This window comes from Rhizobium sp. AG855 (assembly GCF_003610655.1).
Taxonomy (GTDB): Bacteria; Pseudomonadota; Alphaproteobacteria; order Rhizobiales; family Rhizobiaceae; genus Allorhizobium; species Allorhizobium wuzhouense.
Genome location: NZ_RAQG01000003.1, coordinates 2052815 through 2071684 on the forward strand (window position 1 = coordinate 2052815; position 18870 = coordinate 2071684).

An 18870-nucleotide genomic window follows, 5' to 3' on the forward strand; every position below is an offset into this window, starting at 1 on the left:
ATTGATTGGGAGCGCGATTGCGCATGGCCATGGTCGGGAAACACGCGATACTTCTGCTCGCCGGCGCACTTCTGTCCGCCGGGCTGGCGGGATGCGCCGGTTATCGTCCGGCCCCGAAGGTCTTTCACGAAGCGACAATCCAGCCCTACCGCCTCGACAGCGGCGACCGGCTGCGCGTCACCGTGTTCGAACAGCCCAGCCTGACAAACACATATACGGTGGACCAGGCCGGCTATATCGCCTTCCCCCTGGTCGGCCAGGTCGCCGCCCGTGGGGCCACCCTCACCCAGCTCGAAGGCGTCATTGCCCAGAAGCTGAAGCAGGGCTATCTGCGCGATCCTGACGTCACCATCGAAATCGACCGCTACCGCTCGATCTTCGTCATGGGCGAAGTCGGTCAACCGGGTCAGTATGCCTATGTGCCTGGCATGACCATCCTCAATGCGATCGCCGTCTCCGGCGGCTTTACCGGCCGTTCGAACCAGCGGGACGTCGATGTCACGCGCAAGATCAATGGCCAGATCATCACTGGTCGCGTGCCGATCACCGATCCGATCCTCGCAGGCGACACCGTCTATGTGCGCGAACGGCTTTTCTGATCGATGTCAGAAAAGCAGCCTCTGCGCATCGTGCACTGTTTCCGGTCTCCTGTCGGCGGAATCTTCCGCCATGTGCGGGATCTGGCCGAGCATCACAGCCTTGCCGGCCACCAGGTCGGCATCGTCTGCGACAGTTCGACAGGCAGCGAACACGAAGACAAGCTGTTTGCGCAGATCATGCCGCATCTCGCGCTCGGTCTCGAGCGCCTGCCGATCCGTCGCTCCGTCGGTCTCGACGATCTCGTGGCGCTGAAACGCAGCTACAATCACATCAAGGCATTGCAGCCTGACATCTTGCACGGACACGGCGCCAAAGGCGGCGTGGTCGCGCGGGTCATCGGCTCGATCCTGCGGGTTCAAAGGTATCGCGTGGCCCGCCTCTATTCCCCGCATGGCGGAAGCCTGCATTTTCGCCCGCGCACGCTGTCGGGCGAAACGGTCTTCATGGCTGAACGCGTTCTGGAGCGCGCCACCGAAGCGATCTCCTTCGTCTGCGACTATGAGCGCGCAACGTATGAAGCCAAGGTCGGCAAACCGAGCTGCGATGCCGTCAGAATCTACAATGGCATCAGCGACCGCGACTTCGGCGCCGTGCCCGCATCCGCCAATGGTGCCGACTTCGTCTATATCGGCATGTTGCGCGACATGAAGGGGCCGGATGTCTTCATCAATGCCTTTGCCGAGGTCGAACGGCGGCTGGGGCGTCCGCTCACCGGCCGCATCATCGGTGACGGTCCCGATGAGGAGAAATACAGGCGGATGCTGGAGCAAAGGGGGCTATCGGAGCGCGTCACAATGGCGCCGGCCATGCCCGTTCGCGAAGCTTTCACCACCGGCAATATCGTCGTCATTCCGTCCCGGGCGGAAGCCATGCCCTATATCGTTCTCGAGGCGCTCGCCGCCGAAAAGCCCGTCATCGCTTCGCGGGTCGGCGGCATTCCGGAAGTGCTCGGGTTCGACAGCGCAGCCCTGGTCGAACCCGGCGACGCGACGGCACTTGCCGGGGTGATGGTCACGGCATTGACTTCCCCGGACTGGGCTTCCCGCACCATGCCGGCCAAGGACAGCTTCCAGTCCCGCTTTTCAGCCTCCGTGATGGCGGCTCAGGTCGAGGCGCTTTATTACCGGCACCGCACCCGGATCTGAAAACGTCGCACTGTGCCCTAACGGCACAATTTCACCCCATATAAGAGGTGACGCTAAAGCGTTTCTTAGGACCTTGTTGATAGTCCTTGTGCACCCATGTGCGAGGGATCCCGATGAACAAGGTCGACAAACCGGACGCTTTCGATCTTGAAGCGCTCCGCCGCAGACCGGCAATGAATGCCGATGGCACGACACAGGCACCGGGCAGCGAGCCCAGAGCCGAAGTGAGCGCGCTCGCGCGCCAGATCGCCGGGCAATATGCCGTCGCCAATTACTCGCCCTCCATCGTGATCGGCCAGTTGCGCTTCCTGGAATTCTTCAGCCTCTTTGCGATTTCGCTCGCCGCCAATTATTTCATGGCGCTGGAACCGGGCGCACATTTTCTTCTCAGTGCCGTGAGCGGCGCAGGGGGCGCCCTGCTCGCCCTTTTCCTGATGCAGGGAAGCGACTGCTACCACGTCTCCATTCTGCGCACGCCGATGCGCTCCATCGCCCGTGTGCTCGTCAGCTGGACCGTGGCCGTTGCACTTGCTTCGCTCGCCACACTGCTATTCGGCGATTTCGACGTCAAATACCCGAGCACGCTTGCGGTATGGTTTGCCGTCGGCGGGGCCTTCCTCGTCATCGAGCGCAATCTGATCGGCTTTGCCATCCGTCGCTGGGGTCGAAATGGCGTGATGGAACGGCGTGCCGTGATCGTCGGCGGCGGCAAGCCCGCCAAAGACCTGATCCGGGCGCTCGAACAGCAGCCGGAAAACGATATCCGCATTTGCGGCATCTTTGACGATCGCAATTCGCAGCGCTCTCCCGACGTCGTCGCCGGTTATCCGAAGCTCGGCAATGTGGCGGAGCTGGTGGAGTTTGCGCGGCTTGCCCATATCGACATGCTGATCATCTCGCTGCCGCTCAGCGCCGAAGCGCGGATCATGGAGCTTCTGCGCATGCTCTGGGTGTTGCCGGTCGATGTGCGGCTCGCGGCCCATTCGAACAATCTGCGCTTCCGTCCCCGCTCCTATTCGCATGTCGGCGCCGTCCCCTTGCTCGACATTCTCGACAAACCGATCCGCGACTGGGATTCGGTCGCCAAGCGCGCCTTCGATATCTTCTTCAGCCTCTTGGCGCTGGTGCTTTTGTGGCCCGTCTTCATAGCGACCGCAATTGCCGTCAAGGCGACTTCCAAGGGACCCGTTTTCTTCGTGCAGAAGCGACATGGCTTCAACAACGAAGTCATCAATGTCCTGAAATTCCGCTCGATGTATACCGAGATGAGCGATCCGACCGCGAAGAACGCCGTCACCCGGGGCGACCCGCGGGTGACGAAGGTGGGCCGCTTCATCCGCAAGACCTCGATCGACGAACTGCCGCAGATCTTCAACGTGCTGCGGGGCGATCTCTCGCTGGTCGGCCCGCGTCCGCATGCCGTGCTGGGCCAGACGCGTGACAAGACCTATGGCGAAATTGTCGAGGGGTATTTCGCCCGCCACCGCGTAAAACCCGGCGTCACCGGCTGGGCGCAGATCAATGGCTGGCGCGGCGAGATCGACACGGACGAGAAGATCAAGTTCCGCACGGCCTTCGACCTCTATTACATCGAGAACTGGTCGCTGCTGTTCGACCTGAAGATCCTGTTCCTCACGCCGATCAAGCTGCTCAACACGGAAAACGCCTATTGAGCGCGCTCACCCACCAGAGCCCTGCCCTTCCCCGGATGCAGGTTGCCGCCCTGCAGATGCTCGTGTCCTGGGTGCTCGGGTTCGGCGTCTTCCTGTCGGGCTTCGTCATTTCGGAACCGGCACCCTATGAGCTGCTGATGGTCGGTCAGGTGGCGCTCTGGTTCCTCTTCGGACTGCGCATCTCCCGCACCGTCGCGCCATTGCTTGCTCTGCTTCTCGCATTCAATATCGGGGGGATGCTGGCGCTGACGGTCATGACCGAGATCCTGACCGAGCAATTTCTCTATGTCTTCGTCTCGATCTTCCTGGCGCTGACGGCCGTCTTCTACGCGGCCGTGATCGAAGATCGCCACCAGCGGCTGGTGCTGATCTTCCGGGCCTGGGTGGCGGCCGCCATCCTGACCGGCATGCTCGGCATTCTCGGCTATTTTCATGCGTTTCCGGGCGCGGAGGTCTTCACACGGTACGACCGCGCCATGGGCGCGTTCCAGGACCCGAATGTCTTCGGCCCCTTCCTCGTCGCGCCGATGCTCTATCTGCTCTACGGCCTCTTGAAGGGCAAACTGTCCGAAGCGCCGCTGCGACTGATCGGCATACTGATCATCGCCTTTGCCGTCTTTCTCTCGTTTTCCCGAGCCGCCTGGGGCCTCTTTCTCTTCTCTGCTCTGGCGCTGGTCTTCATCATGCTGCTGAAGGAGCGCAGCAATGCGTTTCGGCTGAAGATCCTGATGCTGTCGGTCGCAGCCGTTGGCGTGATGGTTCTGGCCCTTGTCGTGGCTCTGCAGTTCGAAAAGGTGCGCGACCTGTTTCTGGCCCGCACCCAGCTCGTGCAGGACTACGATGGCGGCCATCTCGGCCGCTTCGAACGGCACCGCCTCGGCTTTCAGATGGCGATGGAGAGGCCGCTTGGCATCGGTCCGATGATGTTCGGCAAGATCTTCCCCGAGGACGAACACAATATCTGGCTGAAATCGCTGATGACCTATGGCTGGGTCGGCTTCATCTCCTATATCTCGCTGATCGCCTGCACCTTCGCCATGGGTTTCCGCTACCTGCTGCGGGACCGGCCCTGGCAACCCTATCTGATGATCGCTTGGATCGTGCTCGTCGGGCACATGCTGATCGGCAATGTCATCGACACCGACCACTGGCGGCATTTCTATCTCGTGCTCGGCATCGTCTGGGGCTGCTGTGCGCTTGAACATCGCCATCAAAAGATGGTGCGGCGCCGGATTTCCACCGTGGAGCCTGCCTGATCCGTCGTCGATAAGGCGTGGATCCCAAGCCTTGAACCTTTGCTCTGCTGTGCCATATTCAATATATGATCACGCCAGCACAGATCCGCGCTGCACGCGCAATGCTCGACCTCACCATCGATCGGCTCTCCCAGGAAAGTGGCATCAACGCCCTGCTCATCCTGCAGATCGAATCCGGCAACGGCTATGAGGCGACGCCAGGGGATCATGCCGTGCTGAAGCAGGCCCTGGAGCGGCTGGGCATCCTCTTTCTGGACTCCGGCCAGGCAGGTCCCGGCGGCGCGGGATTGCGCCTCGTCGCAGCAGATCACCAGGAAGGCATGCGACCGGAAGAGCTGAACTCTGCCAACAATGATTGAAAGTTTCTGATACCTCGTTGGAACAATATCCCGCTTGAAAGCTTACCTGCCTGACAAAACCAGACAGGAGACTTTCATGAGCCGAAACAATGGCCTCTACTTGATCATCGGCGCCCTCGTCGTTGCCGTCATCGGACTGGGCATCTACGTCTATCAGGAAGAGAGCAAGCCGAAGGGCGTCGAATTGCGCATCGGCGAAAGCGGCGTTTCCGTCGAGGAGAACTGATCGACCTCCCGCTTCAGGCGGGTCGGATAAAGGTTTGGTAGAATTGTTTGGGGGCGCTGTTGGCGCCCTCAAGCATGTAAGGCTGGCGACCCGCCGTTCCCCTGCGCACAGGGACCGGGAGCCCATGGTCGAGAGCATCAATGATGCGATATTCGACCAGCACCCTGACCTTTTCGTCCTTCCAGACCATCGAGGTTCCATCGGTCGCGGGCCGCGTGACGCCAGCTTCGAAATCGAGACCATAGACGTCAAGCCATTGGGCCAGCGTTGCTTCGGCATTGGCAATTGCAACCACGCTGTCGGCGCGGCCATGCCAGATCGAAACCGCAGGTCTGCGCGTCTCTGACCCGTCGCGGGCCGCACGCACGAGGTCACCCCATTCACGGGCGCTGCGGCGAGCCCCTGATTTCATCACATGCAGCGCCGACATGGCATCGCGGGCCGCGCCGAAGGGGAGCCCGGCCACGATCTGGCCGGCGACAAAGACGTCCGGATAGTTTGCGAGCAAGGCGCCGGCCATGGCTGCGCCGGCAGACAATCCCTGCAGGAAGATGCGATCTTTCGGGATGTTGTGACGGGTGGCGCAATGATCCACCATCTGGCGGATCGACATCAGTTCCCCGCGATCACGCGCGACCGAACTCGGACGGAACCAGTTGAAACAGAGGTTCTGGTTGTTTTGCCGGGTCTGCTCCGGATAAAGGAGCACGAATCCCTTTTCCCGGGCCATGCGGCTCCAGCCGCTGCCCTTGTCGAACTGGGCGGCTGTCTGGAGGCAACCATGCAGCACGACAACCAGTGTCGGCGGATCGCGCCTGAGCGCCGGCACGAATTCGAGCATGCGCAACCGGCCGGGATTGCTGCCAAAGGCATGGACCTCGACCAGGGACGCCCGCGCAGTGGCTGCCTTGGATGTGGCTACGCGCTTCTTGGCTTTCGGCGCCGCCTTCGGCAGATCACCCAGGCCAAAGACTGGAAAGGCGTCCTTCACCATCTTGCGCCAGCGGCGCTGCCCCTTGAGGAGCGCGGACAGCGGAGACAGGGGGTTTTTGAAGCGCATGGGGGGCGATCTCTTTCGGCAGGCGTGAAGATCGAATGTAATGCTGCATTGCAGCAATACTAGGACACGCCGGCGATTAACCGGTATGCCCTTTCATCAAGAAAGAAATTTGCTGGGATATCAAGGAAGAGATTGGTCGGGGCGGCGGGATTTGAACCCACGACCCCTTGACCCCCAGTCAAGTGCGCTACCGGGCTGCGCTACGCCCCGACCTGCCTAAACGGCACGTTCCCTTTAGACAGTCAGCCCAGCCCGTGCAAGGGGAAAGTCGCTGACCGCAAAAATTTCCTCTGGTCATTTCAGCCGCTGCATCAGCGCCTGAACCTCTTCGAACCGGCGGCGGTCTTCGTGATCTTCGCTGTCAGAGGCGTAGCAGGTGGAATCCATGCAGAAGCGCGTGACCTTGGTCGGGCTCGTGCCGGCATCGAACTGGCATTCGATTTCGTCGGTGATATCGCCTTCTTCGGCGTCCATTCGCGTCGAATAGGTGAGGCGGGCGCCGGGCGGCGTCAATTCGGGAAAGGCCTGGACGACGCCCACCTTGAGATCCCTGGCCATCAACATGCTCTTGGCCACGAAAATGCAGGCATCCTCCACCGTCTGTGGCCGTGTTCCTGCCTCTGCAGCAGCGCGGGGTGCTGGCGACGGCGTCTGGGCCAAGGCGGGGGTGGCGATCAGAAGGGCGGCGGCAAACAAACGTTTCATGGGACCTCACAGGGTTCGTGATGTTCCCTCAACGTCTTCAAAGAGTAGGGGTTCCCTCCGGGGAACTGAAAGGACTGACGCTCTGCCGATGCCTTGGAATTGCCGTCAGCGGACCTGGTCCAGCAGGCGCTTGCACTCCAGTAGATCGAACAGCGCTTCCTGCAGCAGGGCGCGGTCCTCCTTGGCGATCGAGCCCTTGCCGAGCGAGATTTCAGAGGCATCATCGGCCGATCCGCCAAAGCCGAAGAAGCGGCCGCTGGCCCGCACCTTCGGCCGACCGACGACCTGGTCATCCTCAAGTGCCACGCGCGGATCTTCGGTCTTGGCAGAACTCGCCGCGACAAGCGCTTCCATGGTCGCGACATCGCCCGTGGCGACCGCCATTACGAACTTGTTGCCGTTCGTCTTCAGAAGCTTCTGCACGCCCTTGATCGTATAGCCCTGATCATAGAGCAGATGGCGGATGCCCTTCAGCAATTCGACGTCATCGGGCCGATAGTAACGTCGCCCGCCGCCGCGCTTCAGCGGCTTGATCTGCGGAAAGCGGGTTTCCCAGAAACGCAGGACATGCTGTGGCAGATCGAGATCATCCGCAACTTCGCTGATGGTGCGGAAGGCATCCGGGCTCTTGTCCAACTGCATGACCATGCTCCACGTGCGATGCGCCAAGGCTTGCGCGACTCGCCCGTCATTTCAACGGTTTGGAACGGATTTTTCAAGCGATCCGTGACGGCAGGAGCGACACTCCACCGTTTTTGGTCGGATCAAGCCGCCGGATTGGCCGGCTTCTGCTTGGCCTTGCGCGCGATGTGGGCGCGCAGGATGCGCTGCTTCAAGACGTTGGATGCCTTGAAGGTCATGACCCGACGCGGCGAGATCGGCACTTCCTCGCCGGTCTTCGGATTGCGGCCGATGCGTTCGTTCTTGCTGCGCACCTGGAAGGTGGCAAAGGACGAAAGCTTCACCGATTCGCCACGCACAATGGCGTTGCAGATCTCGTCGATCACCGTTTCGACCAGCTCCGCGGACTCCGTTCGCGAAAGACCGACCTTGCGAAAGACTGATTCTGCCAGATCCGCACGTGTCACTGTCTTCCCGGCCATAGTTCTCGCCCGCCTAAATCAATGATCTTGTTGAATTCGGAAGAACCTATTGTCCTTAACTGCGACGGTCAAGCTCTTGTTGGTGCGCAATTTTTACTCTTTTTTGGACTACCAGCGCAGGAGGACCGCTCCCCAGGTGAAACCACCGCCCATCGCTTCCAGCATCACGAGATCGCCAGGCTTGATGCGGCCATCGCCAGCCGCGACCGCCAGCGCCAGCGGGATCGAGGCAGCAGAGGTGTTTCCGTGCTGGTCGACGGTGATCACGACCCGTTCGTCGGGAATGCCGAGCTTCTTCGCAGACGCATCGATGATCCGCTTGTTCGCCTGGTGCGGAACCAGCCAGTCGACGTCAGCGGCCGTCGTGCCGGTGGCATCAAAGGCCGCCTCGATCACGTCGGTGATCATGCCGACCGCATGTTTGAAGACCTCGCGGCCCTCCATGCGCAGATGGCCGACCGTACCGGTCGTGGAGGGGCCACCGTCGACGTAGAGCTTTTCGCGGTGGGTGCCGTCGGAGCGAAGGTTCGACGTCAGGATGCCACGATCGGCCACGCTGCCTTCACCCTCCTGCCCTTCCAGCACGATCGCGCCTGCGCCATCGCCGAAGAGCACACAGGTGGTGCGGTCGGTCCAGTCGAGGATGCGGGAGAACGTTTCGGCGCCGATGACCAGCACGCGTTTGGCCATACCACCCTTGATATAGAGATCGGCCGTCGCCATCGCATAGACGAAGCCGGTGCAAACGGCCTGCACGTCGAAGGCGAAACCGTGCGTCATCCCCAGGCGGTTCTGGATGTTGACGGCGGTTGCCGGGAAGGTGTTATCCGGCGTCGAGGTGGCACAGATGATGAGATCGATATCCTGCGCGGTCAGGCCTGCGCGCTGAAGCGCCTGTTCGGCGGCAGCGGTTCCGAGCGACGCCGTGGTTTCCCCCTCGCCCGCGATGTAACGCTGGCGGATGCCGGTGCGCTGGACGATCCACTCGTCAGAGGTTTCGACCATGTCTTCAAGATCGCGATTGGTCACCACCCGTTTCGGGAGCGACGCTCCGAAACCGCGAACTACTGAACGGATCATCGTGTTTCCTGCCTTGTCGTCACGCTGCTTCGGGGCCTGCCGGAGAGGGCTGCCGCGCGTGATATTTTTTCAAGTCGTTTTCGATCTTCTGAGTGAGCCCGTTGCGGGCCATGTCGTAGCCGACGTCGACGGCCGCTGCAAAACCTTCGGCATCCGTCCCGCCATGGCTCTTGATGACGATGCCGTTCAGCCCGAGGAACACGCCGCCATTGACCTTGCGCGGATCCAACTTCTCGCGAACGCGGTCGAAGGCACCCTTGGCAAGGATGTAGCCAAGTTTGGCCATCCAGGTGCGCGACATCGCTGCGCGCAGATATTCGGCGATCTGTTTTGCGGTGCCTTCCGCGGTCTTCAAGGCGATGTTGCCGGTAAAGCCTTCGGTGACAACAACGTCAACCGTGCCCTTGCCGAGATCGTCTCCTTCGACGAAGCCGTAGTAGTCGATGGTATCGAGGCCGGCCTCGCGGATCAGACGGCCGGCTTCCTTGACCTCTTCCTGCCCCTTGATCTCTTCGACGCCGACGTTGAGGAGACCAACCAGCGGCTTCTCGATTTCGAACAGAGCACGCGCCATGGCGCCGCCCATGACGGCGAAGTCCAGCAGTTGCTGGGCATCGGCACCGATCCCGGCGCCGACGTCGAGCACGATGCTCTCACCCGACAGCGTCGGCCAGATGGCGGCGATCGCCGGACGCTCGATGGTGGCCATGGTGCGCAGGCAGAACTTGGCCATGGCCATCAGCGCACCGGTATTGCCGGCGGAGACGGCGACGTCGGCCTGGCCGGTCTTGACCGCCTCGATCGAGCGCCACATGCTCGAGACATAACGTCCGCGGCGAAGCGCCTGGCTCGGTTTCTCGTCCATGCCGACGGAAACTTCACAGTGGTGGAAGACGGCCTTTTCCTTGAGCCTGGGAAACTGCGCCAGAATCGGCAGGCAGCGCTCCTGTTGGCCGAAGAGGAGGAAGGTGACTTCCGGGTGACGTTCCAAAGCCTTGGCGGCTCCGGGAATCGTGACTTCGGGACCGAAGTCGCCGCCCATAACGTCGAGAGAAATTCTGATCACTTAAACCTGACCCTTCTTGATCGCTGGCCAGCGAAATTTCGGTCAAAATACCGCTTTTCGATGGCGGCACAACCCACCTGCGGGCGCAGATGGGGGATCATTGATCCTTTTTCCAGTCTTTGAGCACGGCGAAGGGAGAGGGTTTCTTTTCTTCCTCGACTTCATTTTCGATATGCCCGGAAAACTGGACGCCGGGCTTTTTCGGATAGGGATCGATGCCGAGCGCGGCGAATTCCGCGATCAGGGCGCCCGCGTCGACCGTGTCGCCGACAAAGGGTTCCGGCAGGTCCGGACCGTCCGGATCCAGCACCATTTCACCGGCGCCATCGAGCACGATGCGAGCCAGCTTCGAGCCCTCGGGCACGAAGATCTGGTCGATATCCTGTTCGATCGTGGAGACAACAGGCTCAAGCGTCACGACGCAGGCCTGGACGATCTCGCCGGAGACGTGGCCCTTGATGCGCACTCCGTCCTTCTTCCAGCGGGCAATCTGCAGATCGGCCGCAAGGCGATTGACGGCCTCCACTTCCCAAAGGCTTGCCAGCCCCACGCGTTCGCGCTCGTCTGCCTCGACATGGACCTGTACGGGGTTTGCCGATACGTGACCGACCTTCACGCGATAGCTGAATTCGGCAGTTTCATCGGGAATTCTGGTGATCATTGGATCTTCCTCTGTCCGTTACCGGCGGCTCGCCGCGGTCGCCCGCCGGCATGGCCCTCCGAGGTATCACGTGGTGGGAACGGCGATCCGGGCCGTGCCGGTCTCGATCTCGGCTTCGGCGACGGAGCCAAGCGCTTCCTCTGCGGAAAACATCCAGCCGGCCAGGCTTTGCATGTCCGGAGCCGGCGCGACCTCAGGGTGAATGTTGCGAGCGAGGGCTGCGGCCAGCGCATCCCGATCTCCCTTGTCGAGCGCGGCGGCATAGGATTCGAGCCGACCGTAATACATGCCGGCGAGCTTCTTCATGCGCTTCGGAACACCGGGGTCGCCAACTCCGAGTTCGCGGATCGAATGATCGACATCCTCGAAGAAGGCGTCGATGATGTTTTGCGCGATCTCCTGGCCACTCCGATCCGACCGCGCAGTGCGGCGAAAATAGAGAATCAGCATGATTGTCAGCATCTCGAACCGACCCATGACGGTGTCGGGCGCATTCATGTCGAGATAAAAGGCAGGTGTCCGCGCGGCCGATGTCAGGATGGCATACTGCCGCTCGACGATCGCCTGATTGTTTCTTTTCTGACGGAAGAAACCGAATACCATCCAATTCCACCAAAAAGAGTCGGCCGATGGCCCAGGCCCGGTCGTGCTCATGTTGCATGATTGCGAAAGCTGGTTTACCGAAGCAGACGTGAATTGCAATGCCGTTATCCCCTCGCCCTGCCGCTTCCATCGGCAAAGTGACGGGAAAGAAGGCAGCGCCCGCAATTGGACGGCCCTTCCCCGGAAAGGCCACAATGCTGTGCGCAGAAGCGACCCGGCATCCTTCCGGTTGCCGTCGACAGTCATGGGAGACGTATGCGTGGACATTCGGATTTTTAAAGCGGACAGGAAGGTGATGAACACCACGGCCGTGGCTCTCGCTCTTGCCCTGGCCGGGCTTTCTGGCTGCACGACCTCCGAAGTGTTTCACAATGGCTATGTGGTCGACCAGGCCGCGCTGGATCTGGTTCCGGTGGGCTCCAGCCGCGAGCAGGTGCTGCTGTCGCTCGGCACGCCGTCGACCACCGCCACCTTCGACGGCGAGGTCTTCTACTATATTTCCCAGAAGCGCGTCCGCTCCGTCGCCTTCATGAAGCAGAAGCTGGTCGAACAGCAGATCTTGGCGATCTATTTCGACAAGAACGGCATCGTCACCCAGGAGGCGAACTACACGCTTCAGGATGGCAAGGTCTTCGACACGATCTCGCGCACGACCCCGACAGGCGGCCGCGACCTCACCTTCCTGCAGCAGCTGCTCTCGGGCGGCGGTGGCGCGGCCAACAGCGTCAAGAACATCCTGGGCGGCATGGGCAACTAAGCCTCCCTGCCAGGCTCGGACACGAAGAAACCGCGGAAGTTACCTTCCGCGGTTTCTTTTTGTCCCAAATCCGTGGCGGCTTAGTGGGCCAGCACGGCGAGAAGCAGGAGCGCCACGATGTTGGTGATCTTGATCGCCGGGTTCACGGCCGGTCCTGCGGTATCCTTGTAGGGATCACCGACGGTGTCACCCGTGACGGAGGCCTTGTGGGCATCCGAACCCTTCAGGTGCTTGACGCCGTCCTTGTCGATGAAGCCATCCTCGAAGCTCTTCTTCGCATTGTCCCAGGCCCCGCCACCTGAAGTCATGGAGATGGCGACGAAGAGGCCGTTGACGATGACGCCGAGCAGCGAGGCGCCAAGCGCCGCGAAGGCCGAGGCCTTGGAGCCCGATATCAGCAGCACGCCGAAATAGACGACGAGCGGGGCCAGCACCGGCAGTAGCGAGGGGATGATCATCTCGCGAATGGCAGCGCGGGTCAGGATATCGACCGCCCGGCCATAGTCCGGCTTCTCCGTGCCCTGCATGATGCCCGGCTTGTCGCGGAACTGCTGGCGAACCTCTTCCACGATCGATCCGGCCGCACGGCCGACGGCGGTCATGGCGATCCCGCCGAAGAGATAGGGGATGAGGCCGCCGAAGATCAGGCCGGCGACGACGTAGGGATTGGAGAGATCGAAGGAGATCGCCCCCATGTCGGCGAAGTAGGGATACTGCGCACTGTTGGCGGCGAAATAGGCCAGGTCGTTGGAATAGGCGGCGAACAGCACCAGGGCACCAAGGCCGGCCGAGCCGATCGCGTAGCCCTTGGTGACGGCCTTGGTGGTGTTGCCGACTGCATCCAACGCATCCGTGGACTTGCGAACTTCGGGTGGCAGATGCGCCATTTCGGCAATGCCGCCGGCATTGTCGGTGACAGGGCCGAACGCATCGAGTGCCACGATCATGCCGGCCAGGCCAAGCATGGTGGTGACGGCGATCGCCGTGCCGAAGAGGCCGGCAAGCTGATAGGTGGAGATGATGCCACCAACGATGACAATCGCCGGCAATGCCGTCGATTCCAGCGAGACTGCGAGGCCCTGGATGACATTGGTGCCGTGGCCGGTGACCGATGCCTGGGCGATGGAATTGACCGGGCGCTTGTTGGTGCCGGTGTAGTATTCGGTGATGACGACGATCAAGGCGGTCACGACCAGGCCGAGAATGCCGCAGAAGAACAGGTTGATGCCGGTGATGTCAGTGCCGGCCACCGTGCCGAGCGTGCCCCAGCCGACTGTCAGCGACGTCGCAAAGGCGAGCCCCGCAATCGACAGCAGACCCGTCACGATCAGGCCCTTGTAGAGCGCGCCCATGATCGAACCATTGGTGCCGAGCTTGACGAAGAAGGTCCCAACAATCGAGGTGATGATGCAGGCGCCGCAGATGGCGAGCGGGTAGACCATCGTGATGTCGAGAGCTGCCGAGCCCGCAAAGAAGATCGCGGCCAGCACCATGGTCGCGACGACCGAGACGGCATAGGTTTCGAAGAGGTCGGCCGCCATGCCGGCGCAGTCGCCGACATTGTCACCGACGTTGTCGGCGATGGTTGCCGGATTGCGCGGGTCGTCTTCCGGAATGCCAGCCTCGACCTTGCCCACCAGGTCGCCACCGACGTCCGCCCCCTTGGTGAAGATACCGCCGCCCAGGCGCGCGAAGATCGAGATCAGCGAGGCGCCGAAGCCGAGCGCAACGAGCGCATCGATGACTTCGCGCGAACCGCTTTCATGCCCCAGAAACACGGTCAGAACGTAGAAATAGATGGAGACGCCGAGAAGGGCCAGGCCCGCCACCAGCATGCCGGTGATGGCGCCCGACTTGAAGGCGATGTCGAGGCCAGCCGCCAGGCTGTGGGATGCGGCCTGTGCTGTGCGCACATTGGCACGGACAGAGACATGCATGCCGATGAAGCCGGCAGCTCCGGAGAGCACCGCGCCGATCAGGAAGCCGATGGCCGCCGTGCCGGACAGGAGAAACCATGTGCCGACGAAAACGACGGCGCCGACGATTGCAATGTTCAGGTATTGCCGAGTGAGGTAAGCCTGAGCACCCTCGCGAATATAGCCTGCAATTTCCTGCATTCGGGCATTGCCCTGGTCAGCCGCCAATACCGAGCGTGTCGCCCAGATCGCGTAAACCACCGACAAAAGCCCGCATAAAATTACGCCTAGAAGAACCGTCATTCGCAATACCCTCCCGTATTGCCCGCGCCTCACTCATCGCGGGCGGTGTCACGCAGACTCGGGCCCCCTCCTCCGAGACCCGTCGACGCGAGGCGAGATTGCGTCGCCCTTTTCGTGGCGTCAAGAGCGCATATTTTGCGTTGCGGAGGGAACTCAGGCGGGCTTGCGGGAGACAGCGCGCAACTGCAGCAGGATGAGCACGAGGCAGATGAGCGTCACCGGCCAGATCAGCAGGTTCATGACCGACCAGCCATAGGCCGTGAAGACCTTGCCCGACGAGAAGGAGGAGAGCGCCACGGTCGAGAACAGGATGATGTCGTGAAAGCCCTGCACCTTGTCGGCCTCGGAAGGGCGGTAACTGGAGGCAACAATGGCGGTGGCGCCGATGAAGCCGAAGTTCCAGCCGATGCCGAGCAGCACCAGCGCTCCCCAGAAATTCCAGAGTTCGATGCCCCAATGCGCCACGACGGCGCAGGCCATCAGGATGACCAATCCGGTCGCGACGATCTTTTCCGGCCCGAAACGGCTGATCAGCACGCCGGTGAAGAAGCTCGGGGCGAACATGGCAATGACGTGCCACTGGATGCCGAGAGTGGCGAGATCCGTAGAGAAGCCGCAACCGACGACCATGGCGAGCGGCGCGCCCGTCATCATGAAGGTCATCAGGGCATAGGTGCCGATGCCGCAGACCATGCCGGTCATGAAGCGCTGCGTCATGACGATTTCGCGCAAGGGACGTGTCGGTTCGCTCGCCGTGCCGGCCTTGCTGGCGAGTGGCGGCAGCTTCAGGAAAAAAAGCACGCCGATGGCGCAGAGCAGGAGCGGCACAAGGCCGAGAAAGGCACCGGCAAAGGTGACGGGCGCCAGCGCATCCTTCAGCCAGATGGCGATTTGTGGCCCGGCGATCGCCGAGACGATGCCTGCCGCCAGGATCCAGGAAATCGCCTTGCCCTTGTAGAAACTCGGCGAGGCATCGGCGGCGGCAAAGCGGATCTTCTGGGTGAAGCCGCCGGACAGGCCCATCAAGACGAGCGAGAAGGCAAAAAGCCAAAAATCGGAGCGGATGAGGGCAAAGGCGGCGAGCGCACTGCCGAGTGCTCCGGCAAGCGCGCCCAGCATGAAGCTTTCACGCCGCCCCAGAAAGCGCGAGGCGGTCGCGACCGCGATGGCGCCGACGGCAACGCCGATGTTGAAGCCGGTGAGCGGGGCGGTTGCGAGCGACTTGTCGGCGCCGAGCATCTGGAAGCCGGCGAGCCCGCCGACCGAAAAGGCGAGCGGGGGCGCCGAACCCAGGATCGCCTGGGCGACCGCGAGCAGACCGACATTTCGCTTGGCCGTCGACAAATGTTCGTCCAGGCCTGCCAGCGTCGCTCCGCTCATGTCGTTCACCTTATTTCTGCGCCGGAGCGCGTACCTGCTTTGCAATGCGGTCGAGAACGGCGTTGACCAGTCTCGGCTCGTCGTCCGGGAAGAAGGCCTGCGCGATCTCGACATATTCCGTTACGATGACCGCGATGGGAACATCCTTGCGCTCGATCAATTCGAACGCGCCGGCACGCAGAATTGCACGAACCGTGCTGTCCATCCGCGACAGCGACCAGTCATCCTGCAGCGCCTGGCGGATCAACGGGTCGATCTTGGTCTGGTCGCGTACGACGCCAGCGACGATCGAGCGGAACCACGAGGCATCCGCCTTCAGGTATGTTTCGCCATCGACCTCCTGGCCGAGCCTGTGGCTCTCATATTCGGCCACGACCTCCAGGACGCCGGAACCGGCGATATCCATCTGATAGAGCGCCTGTACAGCTGCAAGACGCGCTGCACCGCGCTGGTTCGCCGGTTTTACCGGATGCTTGCCTTCGTCCGACATCACTCAGCCACCCAGCTTCTTCTTCAGTGCGATCATCGACAGGGCGGCGCGGGCGGCAAAGCCACCCTTGTCCTTGTCGGACCGGCGCACGCGGGCCCAGGCCTGATCGTCGTTTTCGACGGTCATGATGCCATTGCCGATCGCCAGCGATTCCGAGACGGCGAGGTCCATCAATGCGCGCGAGGATTCGTTGGCGACGATGTCGAAATGGTAGGTCTCGCCACGAATGACCATACCAAGGGCGACGAAGCCGTCATATTGCGTGCCTTCGTCATCGGCGGCATCAAGCGCCATGGCGATGGCCGGCGGAATTTCGAGCGCGCCCGGCACGGTGATGACGTCATAGGTGGCGCCGGCCTCTTCCAGAGCATATTTTGCACCGTCCAGCAGAGCGTCCGACATGTCGTCATAGAAGCGCGCTTCGACGATCAGCAAATGCGGCGAAGCCGTCTTGTTTACCATGGTCAGATCCTGATCCTGAATGTGATTGCGGCGCTTTGGCCGCCAGAAACGCGGTCAAACCACGCTGTCCCCCGGAAGGCAAGCATTTTTAGATCAGGGCAGCTGCGGCTTCGGTGCAAGGCTGGGCCGATCGGCTAGCCCATCGGACCCGAGATGTTGTTCCGGCCTCGCTAAACAAGGCCGAATTCAGGCGGCAAAAATGAAGAATGTTTAATCGAATTCAGTCACTTAAGGGCTGGAAACGGCCACAATCCGACACCAGTTTCAGTTCTGCAAGCGAGCGACGGAATCCCCCGCCATCGCAAACATCCTTGAAAGGAACAGGACCATGAATCGCTTTGCAACCATGTTCAGTGCCACCGCCCTGACTGCCATTGCCTTTGGTGCGGACGCCTATGCCGCCATGCCCGCCACAGCCATGGCATCGCCACAGCAGATCGAAAACACGATCACGAAGCTCTCGCCGAGCGCCTACAACGTCATCTGGCTCGACTCTCTGAAAACCCATGACGCAGCCAAGGAGCAGTTCGGCAATGTCAAGCCGACATCCCAGGAGGCCCGTCTCGTCCAGGCCTCGGTGATTGCAAACCCGGCGCTCGCCCGCAAGCTGCAGGCCGACAAGGTGGAGCTTGAAAACATCGTCGGCGCCCAGCAGGCCGCTGACGGAAGCGTTACCTTCTACCTCCGCTGAACCACACTCTCTATCGACCTTCTCCCTCCCCGCCCGCCGAAATCCCTGTGCCTCCCCGGCACGGGGATTTTGGCGCTGAAAAAGCCTCCGGAACAATTGGCGGGTGGTGGGTGTTTCCGATTCACGAAGGAGGCCCCGGCGCTCTTTCACTCACCGGAAAAAGGAGTCTCCCATGGGTCGTGGTATTCTTATGTGGCTGGTCGGCGTGCCGATCCCGATCATCATTCTCATTCTCTTGTTCTGGCGTTAAAGCCAGGCAGAGACCGGCAGGCGCTCAAGGATCTGCCGGTGGTCCCGCCCGAAAGTGTCCTCCTGCAAGAGGATGAAACCGGCCGGGCGATAGTCACGGGTGATGGGCGATCCGATACCGCCCTCCCCGATGGCAGCTTCCCCCGTATAGAGATGAATCCGATCAACGAGGCCCTGCGCCAAGAGGTCGGCCGCAACGCGGGCGCCCCCCTCGACCATCAGCGATGATATGCCGCGCGCGCCAAGCGTCTGGAGCAGAGGCTCCAACCCCGTCGTTTCCAGTATTTCAACGCCCATTGTTTCCAGTTCATTCCGGTGCCCCGTGGCAGACGGTGCGACAGCCAGGATCACCGGCACGTCGCGCGCCGTCTTGGCAAGCTTGGAGCCGGTTGACAGTTCGGCGCGACGATCAAGAACGATCCTCAAGGGAGATGCGTTTTCCTGTCCGGGAAGCCGCACGGTGAGTTCAGGATCGTCGGCATTGGCCGTGCCGATCCCGACCAAGATCGCGTCACTCGCCGCCCGCAGCCTATGAACCTCGGTCCGCGCTTCGGGCCCCGTGATCGCCACCTGCCCCTCACCCAGTTTTCCGAGCATGCCATCTGCAGAAACCGCAAGCTTCAGAGTCACTTGCGGCCGGCCCTTCGTCTGGCGCGTCAGGTAGCCGCCCATGGCGCGGCGGGCTTCCTTTTGGAGAATACCGATGGTCACCTCGATGTCGGCATCGGCGAGGATCTTCAGGCCCTGCCCGGACACGCGCGGATCTGGATCGGCGACCGCAACCACCACCCGCGCGATGCCGGCTGCCACCATGGCATTGGCACAAGGCGGCGTCTTGCCGTGATGGGAACAGGGTTCGAGCGTGACATAGGCCGTCGCGCCCTTCGCCTCGTCGCCGGCTTCTGCGAGCGCCTGCGGCTCGGCATGCGGCCGACCGCCCTTGGCCGTGACGCCACGACCAAGAACGCGTCCATCCTTGACGATCACACAGCCGACCGAGGGGTTGGAGCCGGTCTGGCCGACGTGACTGAGAGACAGCGCGATGGCTTCGCGCATGAATGCTTCGTCGATCGCCGTGATCGACA

Annotated in this window: 21 protein-coding genes and 1 tRNA gene; 8 read left to right on the top strand and 14 right to left on the bottom strand. The window is 61.8% G+C overall.

The window, feature by feature from the left end; all coding sequences use genetic code 11:
- Nucleotides 1–23: 23 nt before the first annotated feature.
- The 6 genes from DFO46_RS10125 to DFO46_RS23885 all read left to right on the top strand — a co-directional run bounded on the left by DFO46_RS10125 (nt 24) and on the right by DFO46_RS23885 (nt 5259).
- Nucleotides 24–599 carry a polysaccharide biosynthesis/export family protein gene (locus DFO46_RS10125; RefSeq protein ID WP_110793412.1) on the top strand — a complete coding sequence of 192 codons (576 nt, stop codon included), beginning with the start codon at nt 24–26 and terminating at the stop codon, nt 597–599.
- Between the two features lie 3 nt (nt 600–602).
- On the top strand, nt 603–1745 hold the full coding sequence (locus tag DFO46_RS10130) for a glycosyltransferase family 4 protein (RefSeq protein ID WP_120277183.1): 1143 nt from the start codon (nt 603–605) through the stop codon (nt 1743–1745).
- 113 nt (nt 1746–1858) lie between these two features.
- Complete coding sequence (locus DFO46_RS10135; protein ID WP_120277184.1) at nt 1859–3418, top strand: undecaprenyl-phosphate glucose phosphotransferase; 1560 nt, start codon at nt 1859–1861, stop codon at nt 3416–3418.
- 35 nt (nt 3419–3453) lie between these two features.
- Nucleotides 3454–4674: an O-antigen ligase family protein gene (locus DFO46_RS10140; RefSeq protein WP_120277185.1), complete on the top strand. Its 1221-nt coding sequence runs from the start codon at nt 3454–3456 to the stop codon at nt 4672–4674.
- 65 nt (nt 4675–4739) lie between these two features.
- The gene (locus DFO46_RS10145; protein ID WP_120277186.1) at nt 4740–5033 is read left to right on the top strand and encodes a hypothetical protein; all 294 of its coding nucleotides are present in this window, start codon (nt 4740–4742) and stop codon (nt 5031–5033) included.
- A 76-nt stretch (nt 5034–5109) separates the two neighbouring features.
- Nucleotides 5110–5259: a hypothetical protein gene (locus DFO46_RS23885; protein ID WP_165826366.1), complete on the top strand. Its 150-nt coding sequence runs from the start codon at nt 5110–5112 to the stop codon at nt 5257–5259.
- Between the two features lie 13 nt (nt 5260–5272).
- Here DFO46_RS23885 and DFO46_RS10150 read toward each other — a convergent pair whose 3' ends face one another.
- The 9 genes from DFO46_RS10150 to DFO46_RS10190 all read right to left on the bottom strand — a co-directional run bounded on the left by DFO46_RS10150 (nt 5273) and on the right by DFO46_RS10190 (nt 11537).
- On the bottom strand, nt 5273–6319 hold the full coding sequence (locus DFO46_RS10150; RefSeq protein WP_120277187.1) for a PHB depolymerase family esterase: 1047 nt from the start codon (nt 6317–6319) through the stop codon (nt 5273–5275).
- 133 nt (nt 6320–6452) lie between these two features.
- Nucleotides 6453–6529, bottom strand: a tRNA-Pro gene (locus DFO46_RS10155).
- Nucleotides 6530–6613: 84 nt separating this feature from the next.
- A complete protein-coding gene (locus tag DFO46_RS10160) occupies nt 6614–7024 on the bottom strand; it encodes a hypothetical protein (protein ID WP_120277188.1) in 411 nt (136 codons plus the stop codon).
- Nucleotides 7025–7129: 105 nt separating this feature from the next.
- On the bottom strand, nt 7130–7660 hold the full coding sequence (locus tag DFO46_RS10165) for a MerR family transcriptional regulator (RefSeq protein ID WP_110793584.1): 531 nt from the start codon (nt 7658–7660) through the stop codon (nt 7130–7132).
- A gap of 128 nt (nt 7661–7788) precedes the next feature.
- Nucleotides 7789–8127, bottom strand: coding sequence for an integration host factor subunit alpha (locus DFO46_RS10170; RefSeq protein WP_006727522.1), 339 nt, complete (start codon nt 8125–8127; stop codon nt 7789–7791).
- A 108-nt stretch (nt 8128–8235) separates the two neighbouring features.
- Entirely contained in the window at nt 8236–9207 is a 972-nt protein-coding gene (locus DFO46_RS10175; RefSeq protein ID WP_120277189.1) for a beta-ketoacyl-ACP synthase III, read from the bottom strand.
- Nucleotides 9208–9226: 19 nt separating this feature from the next.
- The gene (gene plsX / locus DFO46_RS10180) at nt 9227–10273 is read right to left on the bottom strand and encodes a phosphate acyltransferase PlsX (protein WP_110793421.1); all 1047 of its coding nucleotides are present in this window, start codon (nt 10271–10273) and stop codon (nt 9227–9229) included.
- Nucleotides 10274–10370: 97 nt separating this feature from the next.
- A complete protein-coding gene (locus DFO46_RS10185; protein ID WP_120277190.1) occupies nt 10371–10934 on the bottom strand; it encodes a DUF177 domain-containing protein in 564 nt (187 codons plus the stop codon).
- 66 nt (nt 10935–11000) lie between these two features.
- Nucleotides 11001–11537, bottom strand: coding sequence for a ubiquinol-cytochrome C chaperone family protein (locus DFO46_RS10190; protein ID WP_120277191.1), 537 nt, complete (start codon nt 11535–11537; stop codon nt 11001–11003).
- Between the two features lie 295 nt (nt 11538–11832).
- Here DFO46_RS10190 and DFO46_RS10195 point away from each other — a divergent pair, with 295 nt between their 5' ends.
- Nucleotides 11833–12294 carry an outer membrane protein assembly factor BamE gene (locus tag DFO46_RS10195; RefSeq protein ID WP_245408990.1) on the top strand — a complete coding sequence of 154 codons (462 nt, stop codon included), beginning with the start codon at nt 11833–11835 and terminating at the stop codon, nt 12292–12294.
- 80 nt (nt 12295–12374) lie between these two features.
- Here DFO46_RS10195 and DFO46_RS10200 read toward each other — a convergent pair whose 3' ends face one another.
- From DFO46_RS10200 to ribH, 4 genes are all read right to left on the bottom strand, one after another.
- Nucleotides 12375–14513 (bottom strand): sodium-translocating pyrophosphatase, encoded by a 2139-nt coding sequence (locus DFO46_RS10200; RefSeq protein ID WP_120277193.1) that lies wholly within the window; start codon nt 14511–14513, stop codon nt 12375–12377.
- A gap of 153 nt (nt 14514–14666) precedes the next feature.
- Nucleotides 14667–15893 carry an MFS transporter gene (locus DFO46_RS10205; protein ID WP_110793585.1) on the bottom strand — a complete coding sequence of 409 codons (1227 nt, stop codon included), beginning with the start codon at nt 15891–15893 and terminating at the stop codon, nt 14667–14669.
- A gap of 10 nt (nt 15894–15903) precedes the next feature.
- Nucleotides 15904–16386 carry a transcription antitermination factor NusB gene (nusB, locus tag DFO46_RS10210; protein WP_110793426.1) on the bottom strand — a complete coding sequence of 161 codons (483 nt, stop codon included), beginning with the start codon at nt 16384–16386 and terminating at the stop codon, nt 15904–15906.
- Entirely contained in the window at nt 16387–16845 is a 459-nt protein-coding gene (gene ribH, locus DFO46_RS10215; protein ID WP_110793427.1) for a 6,7-dimethyl-8-ribityllumazine synthase, read from the bottom strand.
- 328 nt (nt 16846–17173) lie between these two features.
- On the opposite strand from ribH, the gene DFO46_RS10220 reads away from it, so the two are divergent.
- Nucleotides 17174–17536, top strand: a complete 363-nt coding sequence (locus DFO46_RS10220) for a hypothetical protein (protein WP_120277194.1) — start codon at nt 17174–17176, stop codon at nt 17534–17536.
- A gap of 246 nt (nt 17537–17782) precedes the next feature.
- Here DFO46_RS10220 and ribD read toward each other — a convergent pair whose 3' ends face one another.
- Nucleotides 17783–18841: a bifunctional diaminohydroxyphosphoribosylaminopyrimidine deaminase/5-amino-6-(5-phosphoribosylamino)uracil reductase RibD gene (gene ribD, locus DFO46_RS10225; protein WP_120278206.1), complete on the bottom strand. Its 1059-nt coding sequence runs from the start codon at nt 18839–18841 to the stop codon at nt 17783–17785.
- Between the last annotated feature and the right edge of the window lie 29 nt (nt 18842–18870).